Origin of the sequence: Gynurincola endophyticus (genome assembly GCF_003991195.1) — a bacterium.
GTDB classification, from domain to species: Bacteria; Bacteroidota; Bacteroidia; order Chitinophagales; family Chitinophagaceae; genus Gynurincola; species Gynurincola endophyticus.
Map to the genome: position 1 here is coordinate 259,739 of NZ_RCWL01000003.1, position 17,258 is coordinate 276,996.

Below are 17,258 nucleotides of genomic sequence, written 5' to 3' on the forward strand. Positions count from 1 at the left end.
TCATGTTTTAATTGTAGAAGTTTATCTTATTTTGTACACTCAATTTGTTCTAAATAATATGAAATACAAATTTGGCTGGATATTAGGCTTGAGTATTTTGATTGCCTGTCAATCAGATCCTAAATCTACTGTTCCTTCAGACAATGCAGATAATGATGATGAAGAAATGGTAGATGAATTGGTAGACACCCTCCTCAATACTGAAAATATCCGCACTTTTGAATCGTTGGGTTTTACTACAGTGGCAAAGTCGAAAGTGCAGGGGTTCGACTGGTCAAAATTTGTTATGTCAGATACCTGGAAGGAAGATACGATGTATACGACTCCTTTCAGGCCAACTGCTGATTACTATACCAATTACGGGCGTTTTCTGAAATACTCTCCGGATAGTACATATTTTGTAGATCTTGACAGCTATAATATTAATATACATAAAGATAATAAAGGCAATTGGGTGGGAGAAGAGTTAGGTCCTGACACGGAAGTTTCGCTGATAAACCCAAAAACCGGAGAGAAAACCCGGTTAATGTTTTTTGGCCCCAGCTCGAGTATAGAAGAGGCGATCTGGCTCGACGATGATAATGTTGCTTTGTTGGGAGTACATGACGACGGGGTGAGTGGTGCGATAGCTGTTGTATGGAAGTATCACTTACCAACACAAACTTTTTACCTTTACGAGTTAAAAGACGGGCTTTCTGCGCAGGAGCTCATCGGTTCATGGCGTCACGAACGATTGAAAGGAGTAGCTATCCGCTAGTCTTGCTTCATATGTAATTTAAACGTAGCCATTAACATACAGCCGGTATCGTTTGGCCTTGTTTTGAATATCAGCTCACCATTGTACAACTGTACTCTGTTCCGGATGTTTTTCAAGCCTATTCCGTGAAGGAAATCGGTGTCTTTGCTGATTCCCACACCGTCATCAATAATTTGTAAGGTGAGGATACTGGCCGCCTGTGTTAAGCGAACCGTAATATGGGTGGCTTTTGCATGTTTGATAATATTATTGATCTGTTCCTGAATAATTCGATAAATATTGATTTTCAGATCGTGTGAAAGATCAGTATCAACTACATTGATATAATCGAGCTGAGTGGTAAATGTATTCATTACTTCTACGCTCTCGAGCAGGTCTTCGATGCTGAGTTTTAAACCAACTTCTTCAGAGTATGTTTTAATTAAACTGTGCGAAACTTTTCTGATTTCTTTTAAGATCTGCTGAGCGGTTTCTCCCGCTTTGTCTAAAATATCCTCGCTGTTATATTTTTCCACTTCATCTTCTCTTAAACAACCAAGATAAAGACTGATGGTGCTGATCAGTTGGGCTACATTGTCGTGAAGCTCTTTTCCTATTTCTATACGTTCGTTTTCCTGTGCCTCCATGGTAGCTTTCAGTACAGAAATATCATTATTGATTTTGGAATGAATAAGATGATTGGCAGTTCTTGAGTCGGCCAGTTTCTCGCGAATAGTGAGGGCGACAAGGTCGCATTTTTCGGTTTTAATAACGCTGGCAACTACATCGGCCATGAGCACTTTACTGGTTTTACTGATTTGCCGGTGAGCAATAATTTTTCCATGCAGATTGGAGGCATTTGATTCACTGGTGGTAAGGCTTTGCAGGTTTGCATGGTATTCAGAAGGAAACAGGTCAAGCGCTGATTTATTTCTTAACTCAATTTCGTCAAACCCGAAATATTGCAGTGCTGCTTCATTTATCTGAATAATTCGCAAAAAATCTGGTTCACAAATCAGAATAGGTCCTGTATGTTGCAAAAAATATTGCTGTAAAATCCTGATTTGGGTTTCTTCTGTTTTATCGATCAGTAATTGTTCACCAACGTCTCTGAAATTTCCGATGATAGCTTCTATGCCGGGTACATTTAAAAGATTTGTAGCTGTTCCGTCAATCCATTTTTTCATTCCGTAGCGGTCTACCAGTTGTACATGTATCGCTACTGCTTCTTTTTGTTTGGTCAGAATTTCTTCGAGCTTGCCATGGGCGTATTCCCAGCAGTCGGGGTGTATAAGATCGAAAATAGATTTTCCTAAATAGTGCTCCTTATCATAACCTAGATAAGATTTTATAGAAGGGGATCCGTAAGAGAATTTTCCGGCTTTATCTACCAGCAGATATAATTCCGAAGTAAAATCAATAATTGACTGATAAGGAAAATCATCAATTTCTTCTTCAGCTAAAATGAACTGACTGTCAATAACCCTGAAGGTACACACAACAGCATTAATTGGTTTTACATCGAGCAGGTTTGTAATCAGTACCAATAGCCATATTTCCCCTACTTTAGGCGACTTAGCCCTGATTTTTAACTGTACCGCATTTTCGGGAGATATTTTGGCGTTCTCAAAAGCCTCTTTGAACTTATCACAGTCGTCCTCAATGCCCAGAATTTCAAAGATGTTCAATCCGACCAGCTCGTCAATATCATCGTGAATGTAGTTTTTTATGGCCGGGCTCGTATATTTGATATGTCCGTGTTCATCAAGAATGGTGGTAATATCGCTGGATCTTTCGATTAATTGTCTGAAATAAAGCTGTTGCTGGTCTTTTTGCTTTTGCAGGTTAATCTGGTCTGAAATATCAAAAGCAAAGAAGCTTACGCCACGCACCCGGCTTTGCCAAACGATGGTAGAAAGATTGATTTGAAGATAGAATGTTTCATTGGGCAGTTCCACGGTTTCACTGGTAGAGAAATAGGCACCGTCTAACGTTTTTGTACAATAGTTTTGCCAGAAGTCTTTGAATACTTTGCCGAAAAGGTGTGCATAGTTACCAAAAAAATCACCTATTTGTACGCTGCCGCCTTCTTTATTCAGAATGTAATCTTCGAAAGCTTTATTAAAGTAAATGATCCGGTACTGGCGGTTGATGAACCAAACCATACTGTCTGAGTTATTAAACCCCGCATCCAGAAGATCTTTTTCTCCGGGATATAAACTTTTCAATTGCTCAATAACCGCGGGGTCATTTTCTTTAAACTTAGCTTTCATTCTATCAAGATAATGTAAGTGGAATATTCTATGGCAGTAATATAAATTTAATAGGTATCCTTCAATGATCATAACTATCTTGCAACAAAGCAACGGAATTGGTCAATTTATTGACATAAATTAACGAGATGATAAAAAATCTTGTTAATTATTACAAATGGAATTGAACAGATGAAGCTTTTACATTTTTTTTGTCAGATAAACAGAATTCTATGAAGTATTTAGGACTAGTATTCTTTTGTTTTTTGTCTATTCCCTTACTCGTCAATGCCCAGGGCAAAACCGTGGTATTGAACGGTTATGTGAAAGATAAAAAAAATGGAGAGGTTTTGATTAATGCTACGGTATATGTTGACAATAGTTTATTTGTAACTCAGACAAACAATTACGGATACTACTCTATCAATATCCCTACGGGAAAACATGTGGTTAAGGTCAGTTTTACCGGTTATAAGACATTTAGCAAAGAGATTAATGTAACTGCAAATCAATCTTTAAATGCAGATCTGGAGCAGCTGGATGAGCAGCTGGATATGGTTACGGTAATTGGAGAAAAAAGAATTACCCGTACTAATACAGTAGCATTAGGCGTACAGCAATTAACTTCAGCTCAGATAAAAAGCCTGCCTGCCTTTATGGGAGAGCCGGATATTTTGAAAGCAATTTTAACCATGCCGGGTGTAACATCGGTAGGAGAAGGTTCCAGTGGATTTAATGTGCGAGGCGGAGATATTGATGCGAATCTGATCATATTAGATGAAGCACCGGTGTTCAACTCATCACATTTAATGGGTTTCTTTTCAATATTTAATCCGGATGCAGTTAGAAATGTAACTCTTTATAAAGGAGCTTTTCCGGCTGAGTATGGAGGCAGAACGTCTTCGGTGCTGGATATCAGAATGAAAGACGGTAATGATCAGAAGCTGGAAGTAAATGGTGGCATAGGAACCGTATTCAGCAGATTATCAGTAGAAGGCCCTTTACAAAAAGACAGGTCTTCTTTTGTGGTGGCAGGCCGCAGGTCTTATATCGATGTGCTGGCAAAACCGTTTCTGGATAAAGAATCGAAAGACAGTAAGTTTTACTTCTATGATTTAACGGCAAAAGTAAACTACGAATTAAGTGACAAATCTACCTTGTATTTAAGTGGTTATTTCGGTAAAGACGTATTCGGTATCGGATCTGAAGCAAACTTTGCCTGGGGTAACTCTACCGGTACATTGCGATGGAATTACCTGATTTCACCTAAACTGTTTTTGAATACAACAGTAACCTATTCTGATTATGATTATCAGTTATCATTCAAAACGGCGGATGGTACTTCAGAGGGTTACGACTGGACGTCAAATATCAAAACATATGGAGCAAAACCGACACTCACCTGGTATGCCAATGCAAAACATGAATTTAAAGCAGGTTTTGGATTTTTGAGATATGACTTTCAGCCCGGAAAAGGGGTTATGACCACCACTAACAGCAAAAGCGAAGTAATTATGCATAACAGATATGGAAATGAAATTTCCGTATTTGCAGAGGATACCTGGAAAATAACGGATAAGTTAACAGCTCAGCTTGGAGTAAGATTAAACGTATATCAATATCTTACTAAAAATCAAATTTATCATTTCAGAGACACCACTCCGAATGTAAGAAAGCCGCTGGATTATACCGAACATGTAAATAAAATGACAAAAGCCAATGACTGGGCTTTCATAGAACCTCGTGTATCGTTCAAGTATCAGGTAAAAGAAGACCTGATTCTGAAAGCCGGTTACGCAAAGAGTTCTCAATACATCCATCTACTATCAAATACAGCATCCCCTACACCGGTGGATTTATATTTTCCTTCAACCAATAATATAAAGCCTTCCTATAGCCACATCGTGTCGGCCGGTGTTGTTAAAAATACAGCTAAAGGCATAGAGCTGTCAGCTGAAGTGTTCTATAAAAAAATGGAAGATCTCTTAGATTTCATCGATGCTGCTAACCTGCAGTTAAATGAGCAGGTAGAAGCTGATTTATTAACCGGCGAAGGAAAAGCATACGGGCTGGAGCTTGAAGCGCGTAAAGACCGCGGTAAATGGCAGGGATGGTTGAACTATACATGGTCAAGATCATACAGAAGAACCGAAGGTATCAGTATGAACGAATGGTACCTGAGCCGTTTTGACAGAACGCATGTATTAAATTTTGCAGTAATCAGAAACTTCAACAAACGCGTCTCAGCCTCTGCATCGTTCAATTATGGAACCGGTGTTCCGGCCACTTTCGCAGATGCCATGATGTATATACAAGGAATTCCGGTACCGTATAATACCACCGGAAAAAGAAACACGTATCGTATTCCTGATTATCACCGTTTAGATTTGTCGGTAACGATTAAGAATAATCCTGCTAAAAAACTGAGAAGTGAATGGGTGATTGGTGCTTACAATGTATATGCGCGTAAAAATGCTTATTCGATCTTCTTCGAGTCGAACGAAGACAATCCAAATGTAAGACAGGCTTCACAGCTTTCATTATTAGGATCTATTATTCCTTCAGTTACCTGGAACTTTAAATTTTAAGTTTATGAAATTATCATATATCTATATACTCATTGCACTATTTTCTTTTTCCGGTTGTATTAAACAGGTGGATATTGATGTGGATCCCGGAGAAACGTTTATGTATGTGGATGCATTTATAACCAATCAAACCAGCAGGCAACAGGTAGTGGTGAATCATTCGGCTCCGTATCTCGGCAATTCTACCCCGGGTGCTGTAACAAATGCACAGGTGGTATTAAAAAATATTACAAAAAACAGATCACATACTTTTCAATATTTAAACGGGCTTTACATTTATCATCCTACTTTTCCGTTGGTAAGCGTAGGTGATAGTGTTGTATTGGAAGTTACTGTAGACGGTGTATTGTATACAGCTTCTGACAAAATGAATCGTGTACCTACGATTGACTCAGTGACTTTACATTATAAGGCCCAGTCATTACTATATGAAGAAGGGATTTATGGAGAAGTTCATATAAAAGATTTACCCGGTGCTACAGATTATTACTGGTTAAAAACAAACTATAATTCTGACGATCCGAGAGAAGGAAATAATCTGGCAATTGACGGGGGGTATTATGAAGACTTGTTTGACGGTTTAGAGTTTATTACTCCATTGCGTGAGGCGATCAATGAATATGGTCCGTTTGAATCGGGAGGAAGAATTGATGTAAGACTGAGATCTTTGTCAAAGCAGACCTACAGTTTCCTCGAAATGTTGTTTAATGTATCGAGTGGTTCGGGGATGTTTGCTGAAATTTTGAAGAATGTGCCTACGAATATAAAAACACCTGAAAATGAGAAAAAAATGTTGGGGTGGTTTGCTACAACGGCAGAAAGAAGTGTTACCATCTTCATTCCTTAACGGCGGTAAGTATAAAATTAATCTATAATTAAATAAGGGAGTCTTAAGACTCCCTTATTTAATTATACGTAAAAATATATTGATTAGAATAAGAATCAAATTAAGAATGCCTATCTAATTAAGATACTAATTTTTCTTTACATTTCCAACGGACTGTCTAACGCCCTCGTATACAAGTTTTTGAAACTCCTGAGAAAAGTTTGGGTGTGCAGTAGGCCATACGTTCGTGTAAAGAAGTACCACGAGTTTTTCCTTAGGATCTACCCAATAGGCGGTTCCGAACATTCCGCCCCATAAATAAGCGCCTTCGTTCATGTACGGACTGGTTTTTTTTGTAGCGCCGTTGATTTGAAAACCAAGGCCAAATTCATCTGAAAAGGGAATATTACCAATCTGGTGACGGGTCATTTCTTTTACCGATTCTTCACTTAGCACTCTTTTGTTATTCCATATTCCATTATTCAGCAACATAGACAGAAATTTACCGTAATCTTCAATAGGACCGCTTAAACCTGCTCCACCAGCATGAAAAGTACTGGCATGATTCGGATAGTCTTCAATCAGCGGGCCGATATCAGGCATTGCTTCACCGGCAGGTACCAACGGCTGCCCCTGAAGTTTAGAGAATAAGGTTACTAACCGGGGTTGTAGTGTTGTGGGAAGAGAGATAAACGTACTATTCATTCCGAGGGGCTCGAAAATCTTTTTTATGAAAACCGTTTCAAGATTTGCACCACTTATTTTTTCAATAATGTATCCTAATACCTCGAGGTTGATACCATAAGTCCATTTTTCACCCGGTTGGTGTAATAGGGGAAGTGCCGCGAGCTTTTTAATAGCTACCGCCAATGTATCCTTATTGGTGGCAATGCCAGTAGGTATCTGATACTTTTCGTAAATGGCTTTTGCCTGTTCGCTACCGATAAAAGGATAATCAATACCGCTGGTATGTGTTAATAAGTCAAAAATAGTAATAGAGCGTTTTGCGGGTACAGTCGTAAAAGAAGTGTCAGCTGCATTGAAAGTGGCAATTACTTTTGGGTTGGCAAATTCCGGGATATACTTTTCTACCGGATCGTGGAGTTGAATTTTTTTCTCTTCAATGAGTTGGAGAACGGCAGTAGTGGTAATGGCTTTGGTTTGCGAAGCCATTCTGAAAATGTCATCGGTTTTCAAAGAATCATGCTCACTGTTCCGGTATCCGTAAGCTTTTTTGTAAAGCGGTTGATTGTTATGCAAAATCAAAACGACGGCACCATTGATATAATTTTTTTGAATCTGATCATATATTAACGCATCTAACTGCTTAAAGGCAGCGGCGTTTTTCTTTTGTGCATGGCTATTCAGAAATGCAAAACAGCAAAACAGAGAAAAAAGAAAAAACTTGCGCATAAGTTAAGGTTTATGCACAAGTTAATATTGTTTTGGGGGATCAGCTAATTGAAATGTGAACTGTAAGTAACACTTTTTTATATATGATTGTAACTCATACTCTGTAGCATATGTTACGAATTGTACCGGAGGTTTGTATCTTATCATGAAATAGTCAAGGTCTTTGTCTTTCAAACCGGTAAGTCTGATAACAAGTGCTCTGGAAAAGCGGGAATATACATAAGCATCTTCCTCTTCCTGTAACAATCGGTCTCTGAACTGCGACATTCTCTTATTTCTGGAGAAACTGAATACATTGATAAGTTCGTTGAGGTCAAGTCCTGCACCGCCTCCGGGGCTAACAGACGTGGCCAGGCCAGGTTTTTGGTAATTAAAAGCTTTGGCATATTCCTCACGGTTACGGATGGAGTCAAGCTTGTAATTACGGGGATAAACCGTAATAGCCGGCAACATATCCGGTGGTACGTGCAGAGAAATTTCAAAGTTTTGTGGATTGGGAAAGTCGTTTAAACTGAATTTTTGTGTGGATTTATTCTGGTATGAAAACCAGATGGAATCGGTTTCGTTTAAATAAATCACATATTTCCCTAATGAATCGGTCATAGTACCTCTACCGCTATTACTCATTACGGTAACACCAGGAATGAACTGGGTTCTGCTTTTACTGTACACACGCCCGCTGACCCTCACCTGAGCGTCAACCGAACTAATAAGTGCAAACAATAAAAAAAATAAAGAGTAGAAATACTTCATGAGCAGCTACTAAGCTAAAAAAATATTTCGCAATAAAGAACTTAAAGTGTGATTAAAGAGCTGATTTAACGTTGTTTCAACAAATTTTCGATGACTGCCGGAAAGTTTTGATGTTCAAGCTGGTGGATTTTTGCGGCCAGTGTTTCGGCGGTATCAGTATCGTCAATAGAACAGGTAGCCTGAAAAATAACTTCCCCTTCGTCGTAATGATTATTAACGTAATGAATCGTAATACCCGACTCTTTTTCTCTTGCCTCAATTACTGCCTGATGAACATTCATACCATACATTCCTTTGCCGCCGAACTTAGGTAAGAGAGCGGGGTGGATGTTGATAATTGCGTTCGGGAAAGCTTTAATTAAGGCATCAGGTATTTTCCAAAGAAAACCCGCTAGTACAATGAAAGAAATATCGAAGTCCTGCAGTTGTGGAACATAGGCATTTCCTCTGAAAAAGGTTTCTTTTTCAATAAGCAGGGCAGGAATATTTTCATTACCGGCAATGGTTAATACGCCGGCCTGTGGTTTATTGCAAACGATCAGCGCTACTTTAATAGTAGGGTGATGGCGGAAATGATCGATGATTTTTTGGGCGTTGGAGCCGGCTCCTGAAGCAAAGACAGCAATGTTAACGGTACCGGATGGATCAATTGCGCGGATAGGGCTGATCAGTCGGAATTTAACACCCAGTTTAACCAGATATTTTCTGAAAAAGGAAAACTGGCCCGTGAAAATACTCACGGATAACACACAAATAGGCCATGCCAAAGTAACTACGAACAGATAAAGTGGAAGATAAATCAGTTTGCTGGAAATATTAAACTGACTCATAATAGCCCGTGCAATAACGCCGCTTAAACTACCGCCTACTGCAAAAGTGATTAAAACAAGTACGAGTTGAAGGGGCGATACAGCCCACTTTGATTGCAATTTTTTGAACATGAGGCAAAATTGCATCAAAATAAATTATAGAAAAAACGAAAAAAACACTTTGATTGATAATTTTTTACGGACTTTTGCAGTTAAATAGAGAGGCCTAAAATTCAAAACTCTGAGATTTTGAGGAAATCAGCGGTAGTTTTTTAAGAAATTACCGAAAAATGACAGGAAAAAAGGTGACAAAAACATGACATTTATGTCATGACATTTTGTAAAACTGATGTAAAATCGGCTGAAACCCGCTCTGGTACTGCATCAAAAAAATTTTAACAATGTTGATATTTTGTTGAAATCCTGGCTTATTTTTGCACCCAATTCAGGAAATTTTTCCACATAATCTCGTCATATTCAACTGATATGATTGACTTAAGACCAATTGCGATAAGAACCCTTTTAAGTGCGTTATTAGTAACTGTTTTAGCATTCGGGCAAAGTGCTCAGGCTCAAGACGGTGCAGCTTTGTTTGCTGACAAGTGTGCCACTTGTCACAAGCCAGACAAAGATCTGACCGGTCCGGCATTAAAAGGAGTAGAAGACAGAGTTAAAGACAAAGAGGCTTTACATGCCTGGATCAGAAATCCACAAAAAGTACTGGCTTCCGGAAACAAGTATTTCAATGATCTTTATATCAAGTGGAATAAAGTTCCGATGAACGCGAATCCTCAGTTAACTGATGAGGAGATCGATGCTATTTTAGCTTATGTGGAAGCCTATCAGCCTAAAGTTGCGGGTAACGCAGGTGGAAATGTAGTTGTTGAAGAAAAAGACAATTCCATTCTGTACGGAATTCTGACTTTAATTCTTGCGGTAGTAGCTTTAGTAATGTTACAGGTAAACAGCAATTTGAAAAAATTAGCTGATGAAAAAGAAGGCATCCCAGCCGGCGAGCCTGTTCCATTCTATTTAAACAAAACCTACATTGCTTTAGTAGTAATCATTTTATTCATTATCGGTGGTTTTAATCTTACCAAAGGTTTGATCGGTTTAGGCCGTCAACAAGATTACCAGCCTGACCAGCCGATTTTCTACTCACATAAAGTGCACGCAGGTGTAAACCAGATCAACTGTTTATACTGTCACGGTGGTGCGATGGAAGGCAAGCATGCGAATATCCCTTCGTTAAATGTTTGTATGAACTGTCACATGACTGTTAACGAGTATACCGGAGAAACGCTTTACCGTGAAAACGGGGAAGAAGTAGACGGTACTGCGGAGATTCAAAAAATCTATGCGGCGGTAGGATATGATCCTGCTTCTAAACAATATACAGGTGATGCGAAAGGTATCGAGTGGGTAAAAATCCACAGCTTACCTGACCACGTATATTTCAACCACTCTCAACACGTTGCTGTAGGTGGTGTACAATGTCAAACATGTCACGGAGATATCCAGAACATGGATGTTGTAAAGCAATTCTCTGATTTAAGTATGGGATGGTGTGTGAACTGTCACCGTGAAACTAAAGTGAACTTTGGTGGAGAAAACGGCGAAGGCAATAAATTCTATAGCCTTTACGAGAAGTTCCATAACGAAATCAAAGAAGGAAAAAGAGACAGTGTAACCGTTGCTGATATCGGCGGTACAGAATGTCAGAAATGTCACTATTAATCGGGAGTGATATTTAAAAATACCGATCAACAATAAAGGATCACTGATCCGAATAATTGCAAATTTTCAAATTTTACGATAAATGGCTAATAAAAAGTACTGGCAGAGTTTCTCAGAGCTCAACAACAGTGATGTCCATAAAGAATTGTCAGAAAATGAATTTCCTGAGAGTTTACCATTCGAAGGTACTGACAAAGGACTAGCCAATGCTCCTGCATCACGTAGAGACTTTTTGAAATATTTAGGTTTCAGCACTGCAGCAGCAATGGCAGCTGCTAGCTGTGAAACGCCTGTACGTAAGGCAATCCCTTATGTAAACAAACCAGAAAACCTTGTTCCGGGTGTAGCTGATTACTATGCTACAACATATATCAGCGGTGGTGAAGCAATTCCTGTAATCGCTAAAGTTCGTGACGGCCGTCCGATCAAATTAGAAGGAAACACATTGTCTTCTTTCACACACGGCGGAACAACAGCCAGAGTTCAGGCTTCGGTTTTAGATCTTTATGATACTGCAAGATTACGTCATGCGAAAGCAAACGGTGTAGCTGCTGATTATGAAGCAATCGATAAAACGCTTGCAGAGCAATTTGCAGCAGTTTCAGGAGAGGTGGTAGTGTTAACCAGCACAATTACTTCACCGACTACTAAAGACATCATCAAGAACTTCTTAGCTAAAAGAGCAGGTCGCCATATTCAATTTGACAACGTATCGCACAGCGGTATGATTCTCGCAAATGAGGCTACTTACGGTAAAAAAGCTATCCCTTCATACAAATTTGAAAGTGCTAAGGTAATTGTAAGCTTCGGTGCTGACTTCCTTGGTACCTGGTTAAACCCTGTTGAATTCCAGCACGGATATACTGCAGGTAAAAAACTTAACCAAAACAATCCTACATTAAACAAACACTATCAGTTCGAAAGCATCATGACAATGACTGGTGCTAACGCTGATGCCCGCTATACGCACAAACCATCTGAGCAGGCGGCTGTAGTGAATGCTTTATATAGCGCTGTAAAAGGCGAGTCTGTTACAGGTGTGAGCGATTCTGTTAAAGAAGGCGTTCAGAAAGCCGCAGCAGAATTAAATGCAAATAAAGGCGCTGGTTTAGTAGTAGCCAACAGCAACGATGTAAATGTTCAGATCGTTATCAATGCGATCAACGAAGTAATCGGTGCAAACGGAACTACGATCAACTGGGCAGCTCCGCAATTAACTCATCAGGGTATTGATAGCGAAATGGCTGCTTTGGTAGCAGACATGGAAGCTGGTAAAGTAGGTGCTTTATTAATCTACGGTACTAACCCTGTTTATGAATATTTTGATGGTGGCCGTTTCGCAAACGCTTTGAGTAAAGTGAAATTAACTATTTCATTTAACGACAGAGAAGACGAAACCAGCCAGCTGTGTAAATTTATCTTACCCGCTCCACACTTCTTAGAGAGCTGGGGCGATGCAGAACCGAAAGCAGGTTCTTACAGCATGGTGCAACCAACCATTAACCCTCTCTTCAAAACAAGACCATTCCAGGATTCTTTATTGATCTGGACAGGTGCTACTGAAACTTACGCAGATTATATTAAAACATACTGGACTGCTAAATTGGGTGGAGATTCAAACTACATCCAGGCTTTACAAGACGGTATTGTTGAAACAAATAATAATGTAACAGGAGCTGCTTTCAATGGCGGTGCAGTAGCAACAGCCGTTGCAGCAAATGCTGCGAAAAAAGCTGCTGCCGGACTTGAACTGGTAGTTTATCAGAAAGTAGGTTTAGGTGACGGTAAAAACGGTAACAACCCATGGTTGTTAGAATTACCAGACCCAATCACCAGAGCAACCTGGGATAACTACATCATCGTTTCTCCGCAGGTAGCAAAAGAAACTTTCAAAATTGACTTAACTAAAGTTGGTCAGGCGAACGATTACGAGATCAATGTAATGAAGCCGCTTGCGAAAGTTACAGTGAATGGTAAAGAAGTAGAACTTCCTATCCTGATCATTCCTGGTACAGAAGCTGAAACACTTGCAATTGCGGTTGGTTTCGGTAGAGCAAAAGAAATCGGTAGAGCTGTAATTGCTCAGGACGGTACTCCGGTTGGTAAAAATGCTTATCCTTTATTAAGCTTCAACGGAAATACGGTAGACTGGCATACTGCTAATGTATCTATCGAAAATACAGGAAAGAAATTCAAAGTTGCTCAGGTTCAAACACACAATAGCTACGAAGGACGTAGAGAGGTGATCAAAGAAACCACTCTGAAAGAATTCCAGGCTGATAATAAAGTTATTTACAACGAACGTGAAACTGAATTACACCATTTCGGTGGAATCGAGAACTTCGTTGAAGAAGGTACATTATATCCTCAGCTTCCGAAACCTGGGGTTAAATGGGGTATGAGTATCGACTTAAACAGCTGTTATGGTTGTGGTGCCTGCGTGGTAGCTTGTAATGCAGAAAACAACGTTCCTGTTGTTGGTAAACAAGAAGTTGCGCGTTTCCACGATATGCACTGGTTAAGAATTGACCGTTACTTCAGCGGTAATCCTGAAGACCCGAATAGCATTCAGACGGTATTCCAACCAATGTTATGTCAGCATTGTGATAATGCTCCTTGTGAGAACGTTTGTCCGGTAGCTGCTACTAACCACAGTTCTGAAGGTTTAAATCAGATGACTTATAACAGATGTATCGGTACAAGATATTGTGCGAACAACTGTCCTTATAAAGTACGTCGTTTCAACTGGGCTGATTATACAGGTGCTGATAGCTTTGCTAACAACCAGCAGCCATTAGTTGACGAAGGTTCAATGGATGATGTTGTATTAATGATGAACGATGACTTAACAAGAATGGTATTGAACCCGGATGTTACTGTTCGTTCTCGTGGTGTAATCGAAAAATGTTCATTCTGCGTACAGCGTTTACAGGAAGGAAAATTAAAGGCAAAAAAAGAAAATCGTCCATTAGCTGACGGTGACGTTAAAACTGCCTGTCAACAGGCATGTGCTGCTGATGCGATTGTATTCGGTAACGCTAATAATCCTGAAAGTGAAATCAGCAAAGTACGTGCTGAGAACAACCTGAGAGTTTACCATGCATTAGAAATGTTACACGTTTTACCGAACGTTAACTATTTAGCTAAGGTTAGAAACTCAGATGATATCAGCAATAGCGGTGTTTTAAGCGCTGAAAAACATGAGCCTAAAACAAAACCTGCTGCTGAAGCACATCACTAAGAACCGGTAAGCGAAATCGGTTTGAGTAAATAATAAAAAAGGGTTTACGCTCTATTATATAAATTTTTTGGTCGAAACCAGCTGCTGAGAAGTGGCGCGACTTAAAGCTAAAATATATGGCATTAAAGTACGAATCGCATGTAAGAGGCCCGTTGGTAGAAGGTGCTAAAGATTATCACCAGGTTACGGAAGACATTGTTCGTCCGATAGAAACGAACCCAAGTCGTCTATGGTGGATGGGCTTCATTATTTCGGTTGCATTATTGTTATTTGGAGTTTACTCTATTTATCGTGATGTTACCTATGGTATTGGGCAGTGGAATCTTAACAAAACCATCGGTTGGGGTTGGGATATTACCAACTTCGTATGGTGGGTTGGTATTGGTCACGCGGGTACCCTTATTTCTGCGATCTTATTATTATTCCGTCAGGGATGGCGTACCGGTGTAAACCGTGCTGCAGAAGCAATGACCATCTTCGCCGTAATCTGTGCGGGTCAGTTCCCGATCTGGCACATGGGTCGTGTATGGATGGCGCCTTTCGTAATGCCTTACCCTAACACTCGTGGTCCTTTATGGGTGAACTTTAACTCACCGTTATTATGGGACGTATTTGCGATTTCTACTTACTTTACCGTTTCATTGTTGTTCTGGTATTCAGGGTTACTTCCTGACTTTGCAACAGTTCGTGACCGTGCGAAACTGAAATGGAGAAAATTCACATATGGGTTGTTAAGTTTCGGATGGACTGGTTCTACCAAACACTGGCAACGTCATGAAAGTTTATCGTTAGTATTGGCAGGTTTATCTACTCCGCTGGTATTATCAGTACACACGATTGTATCTTTTGACTTCGCAACTTCAGTAATTCCGGGATGGCACACCACCATCTTCCCTCCTTACTTCGTTGCGGGTGCGATCTTCTCTGGATTCGCGATGGTACAAACACTATTATTGATTGTACGTAAAGTATTGAAGCTGGAAGATTACATTACGATCGAACACATCGAGGTAATGAACAAAGTAATCGTATTAACCGGTTCTATTGTAGGTATCGCTTACTTAACCGAGTTATTCATTTCATGGTACGGCCGAAATCCATATGAGATTTATGCATTTAACGAAAACAGATTAAACATATTTAGTCCATACGGTTGGAGTTACTGGTTAATGATGGCTTGTAACGTAATCTCTCCACAGATTTTCTGGTTCCGCAAGTTGAGAAGAAATATCGTGGTAACGTTCTTCATGTCAATCATCGTTAACGTGGGTATGTGGTTCGAGCGTTTTGTAATTATCGTAACTTCTATCTATCGCGACTATTTACCATCTTCATGGAGTACTTATTATACTCCTACAATTTGGGAAATCGGATTCTACCTGGGTACATTCGGTTTATTCTTTACCTGCTTCTTCCTGTTTGCTAAATTCTTCCCGGTTATTGCAATTGCGGAGATCAAGCATATCCTGAAAAGATCTGGTGATAATTATAAACAACACTGGGTGGAAGCTGAAAAAGAAAGCCTGGAGAAATTCTATCATGATACTCATCAGGATCATCATTAATAGAAAGTTACAGAGCAAACAATTGAATTAAGAACACTCAAAATCAGTATATGGCTGTTAAAAAATTTGTAGTTGGTTGTTTTGACGAAGAGGGAGTTTTGTTTGATGCAGTAAAAAAAGTACGTAAAGCCGGATATAAACTGCACGATGTGTATACACCATTTCCTGTACATGGTTTAGACGGAGCGATGGGCTTACGCGATACCAGTTTACACACTGCCGGATTTATCTATGGCATTACAGGAACAACCGTAGCATTAAGTTCTATTACCTGGATTTTAACCAGTGATTGGCCTTTAAATATCGGTGGTAAACCGCATTTCGCTTTACCGGCATGGATTCCGATTACTTTCGAGTTAACGGTATTATTTGCCGCAGTAGGAATGGTACTTACTTTCTGTTACTTATGCCAGCTGGCTCCATTTGTGAAAAAACACCATTTTCATGAAAGAGCTACCGATGACCTTTTCGTGATGGTTATTGAGTGTGGAGACGAAGCTGAAATCACCAATTTCTTAAAGAATATCGGTGCTTCCGACGTAAACACACAAGTTGCTGAAACCGGTTGGTGGTTCGGCCGCTACGATAAGGAAGAAAAAGCTATCGAATACAAAAACGAAACCGTTCTGCATAACTAATAACAGTAAGTAATTCAAAATTGTTTTACTGTTAAAGACAAAAAGTTACAAATGAAAAAAGTATCCATCATAGTTGCTTTAGTATTGGCTGTTGTAGCGTGGAGTTGCAATAGTGTGCGTAAAGATGCTGGTAAAACCTATATGCCTGACATGGCTTACAGCCGTGCATATGAAACATATGTTTCGTATGATAATCTGAAGGAGCAGGACATTTTCTACAATGCCCGCCCGGTACCAGGTACTATCAAAAGAGGTGAGTTGCACCCATTCCCAATTGCGATGGATGCAGCCGGTGAAACAAAAAATTATGAGGCTTCAGCAAAGGTTGCCAACCCTTTGGTGAACTTAACTCCTCAACAATATACTGAAGCTGAGCGCTTGTATTTAATTAACTGCGGTATCTGCCACGGTTCTCAGCTAAACGGTGAAGGTCCTTTGTACAAACGTTCTGACGGTACTGAAGGTCCTTATGCAGCTCAGCCTGCAAACTTGATTTCTAACGAAACCTATACTAATATGGCTGAGGGTACTATGTTCTACTCAGTAACTTATGGTAAAGGACAAATGGGTAGCTATGCCTCTCAATTGAGCACTACTCAACGTTGGATGATTATTAAATATATCAAAGAAAAACAAGCCGGTAAATAACCGTTTGTTTAAACAGACTGAATACGAGATCAAAGAATTTATAAATTGTAGA

At 39.6% G+C, this 17,258-nt stretch carries 12 protein-coding genes; 8 read left to right on the forward strand and 4 right to left on the reverse strand.

Features of this window, described 5'->3' with window-relative positions:
* Positions 1–58 precede the first annotated feature (58 nt).
* A complete protein-coding gene (locus D9O48_RS07690; protein WP_126972316.1) occupies positions 59–757 on the forward strand; it encodes a hypothetical protein in 699 nt (232 codons plus the stop codon).
* Here the strand turns inward: D9O48_RS07690 and D9O48_RS07695 are convergent.
* Positions 754–3,009 (reverse strand): PAS domain S-box protein, encoded by a 2,256-nt coding sequence (locus D9O48_RS07695; RefSeq protein ID WP_158624844.1) that lies wholly within the window; start codon positions 3,007–3,009, stop codon positions 754–756. The genes D9O48_RS07690 and D9O48_RS07695 overlap by 4 nt on opposite strands.
* 212 nt (positions 3,010–3,221) lie before the next feature.
* Here D9O48_RS07695 and D9O48_RS07700 point away from each other — a divergent pair, with 212 nt between their 5' ends.
* Together D9O48_RS07700 and D9O48_RS07705 are read left to right on the forward strand one after the other, a co-directional pair.
* Positions 3,222–5,576, forward strand: a complete 2,355-nt coding sequence (locus D9O48_RS07700) for a TonB-dependent receptor (protein ID WP_126972320.1) — start codon at positions 3,222–3,224, stop codon at positions 5,574–5,576.
* Positions 5,577–5,580: 4 nt separating this feature from the next.
* Positions 5,581–6,423, forward strand: coding sequence for a DUF4249 domain-containing protein (locus tag D9O48_RS07705; RefSeq protein WP_126972322.1), 843 nt, complete (start codon positions 5,581–5,583; stop codon positions 6,421–6,423).
* Between the two features lie 126 nt (positions 6,424–6,549).
* Here the strand turns inward: D9O48_RS07705 and D9O48_RS07710 are convergent, their stop codons facing one another.
* The 3 genes from D9O48_RS07710 to D9O48_RS07720 all read right to left on the reverse strand — a co-directional run bounded on the left by D9O48_RS07710 (position 6,550) and on the right by D9O48_RS07720 (position 9,509).
* Positions 6,550–7,815, reverse strand: coding sequence for a serine hydrolase domain-containing protein (locus D9O48_RS07710; RefSeq protein ID WP_126972324.1), 1,266 nt, complete (start codon positions 7,813–7,815; stop codon positions 6,550–6,552).
* A 21-nt stretch (positions 7,816–7,836) separates the two neighbouring features.
* On the reverse strand, positions 7,837–8,568 hold the full coding sequence (locus D9O48_RS07715; protein WP_126972326.1) for a peptidase associated/transthyretin-like domain-containing protein: 732 nt from the start codon (positions 8,566–8,568) through the stop codon (positions 7,837–7,839).
* Positions 8,569–8,633: 65 nt separating this feature from the next.
* On the reverse strand, positions 8,634–9,509 hold the full coding sequence (locus D9O48_RS07720; protein ID WP_233589206.1) for a phosphoribosylglycinamide formyltransferase: 876 nt from the start codon (positions 9,507–9,509) through the stop codon (positions 8,634–8,636).
* 354 nt (positions 9,510–9,863) lie between these two features.
* On the opposite strand from D9O48_RS07720, the gene D9O48_RS07725 reads away from it, so the two are divergent.
* The 5 genes from D9O48_RS07725 to D9O48_RS07745 all read left to right on the forward strand — a co-directional run bounded on the left by D9O48_RS07725 (position 9,864) and on the right by D9O48_RS07745 (position 17,206).
* Positions 9,864–11,114, forward strand: a complete 1,251-nt coding sequence (locus tag D9O48_RS07725) for a c-type cytochrome (protein WP_126972328.1) — start codon at positions 9,864–9,866, stop codon at positions 11,112–11,114.
* An 82-nt stretch (positions 11,115–11,196) separates the two neighbouring features.
* A complete protein-coding gene (locus tag D9O48_RS07730) occupies positions 11,197–14,355 on the forward strand; it encodes a TAT-variant-translocated molybdopterin oxidoreductase (RefSeq protein ID WP_126972330.1) in 3,159 nt (1,052 codons plus the stop codon).
* Between the two features lie 116 nt (positions 14,356–14,471).
* Positions 14,472–15,920, forward strand: coding sequence for an NrfD/PsrC family molybdoenzyme membrane anchor subunit (nrfD, locus tag D9O48_RS07735; RefSeq protein WP_126972332.1), 1,449 nt, complete (start codon positions 14,472–14,474; stop codon positions 15,918–15,920).
* Between the two features lie 50 nt (positions 15,921–15,970).
* Positions 15,971–16,558, forward strand: coding sequence for a DUF3341 domain-containing protein (locus D9O48_RS07740; protein ID WP_126972334.1), 588 nt, complete (start codon positions 15,971–15,973; stop codon positions 16,556–16,558).
* A 51-nt stretch (positions 16,559–16,609) separates the two neighbouring features.
* The gene (locus D9O48_RS07745) at positions 16,610–17,206 is read left to right on the forward strand and encodes a cytochrome c (RefSeq protein WP_126972336.1); all 597 of its coding nucleotides are present in this window, start codon (positions 16,610–16,612) and stop codon (positions 17,204–17,206) included.
* The last annotated feature ends 52 nt before the right edge of the window (positions 17,207–17,258 follow it).

Excerpts from the sequence above, each read along its gene's own strand:
- D9O48_RS07690 (WP_126972316.1), top strand. The coding sequence starts at position 59 with ATGAAATACAAATTTGGCTGGATATTAGGCTTGAGTATTTTGATTGCC.
- D9O48_RS07730 (WP_126972330.1), top strand. The coding sequence starts at position 11,197 with ATGGCTAATAAAAAGTACTGGCAGAGTTTCTCAGAGCTCAACAACAGT.
- D9O48_RS07700 (WP_126972320.1), top strand. The coding sequence starts at position 3,222 with ATGAAGTATTTAGGACTAGTATTCTTTTGTTTTTTGTCTATTCCCTTA.
- D9O48_RS07745 (WP_126972336.1), top strand. The coding sequence starts at position 16,610 with ATGAAAAAAGTATCCATCATAGTTGCTTTAGTATTGGCTGTTGTAGCG.
- D9O48_RS07740 (WP_126972334.1), top strand. The coding sequence starts at position 15,971 with ATGGCTGTTAAAAAATTTGTAGTTGGTTGTTTTGACGAAGAGGGAGTT.
- D9O48_RS07705 (WP_126972322.1), top strand. The coding sequence starts at position 5,581 with ATGAAATTATCATATATCTATATACTCATTGCACTATTTTCTTTTTCC.
- D9O48_RS07725 (WP_126972328.1), top strand. The coding sequence starts at position 9,864 with ATGATTGACTTAAGACCAATTGCGATAAGAACCCTTTTAAGTGCGTTA.
- D9O48_RS07715 (WP_126972326.1), bottom strand. The coding sequence starts at position 8,568 with ATGAAGTATTTCTACTCTTTATTTTTTTTATTGTTTGCACTTATTAGT.
- D9O48_RS07710 (WP_126972324.1), bottom strand. The coding sequence starts at position 7,815 with ATGCGCAAGTTTTTTCTTTTTTCTCTGTTTTGCTGTTTTGCATTTCTG.
- nrfD (WP_126972332.1), top strand. The coding sequence starts at position 14,472 with ATGGCATTAAAGTACGAATCGCATGTAAGAGGCCCGTTGGTAGAAGGT.
- D9O48_RS07720 (WP_233589206.1), bottom strand. The coding sequence starts at position 9,509 with ATGTTCAAAAAATTGCAATCAAAGTGGGCTGTATCGCCCCTTCAACTC.
- D9O48_RS07695 (WP_158624844.1), bottom strand. The coding sequence starts at position 3,009 with ATGAAAGCTAAGTTTAAAGAAAATGACCCCGCGGTTATTGAGCAATTG.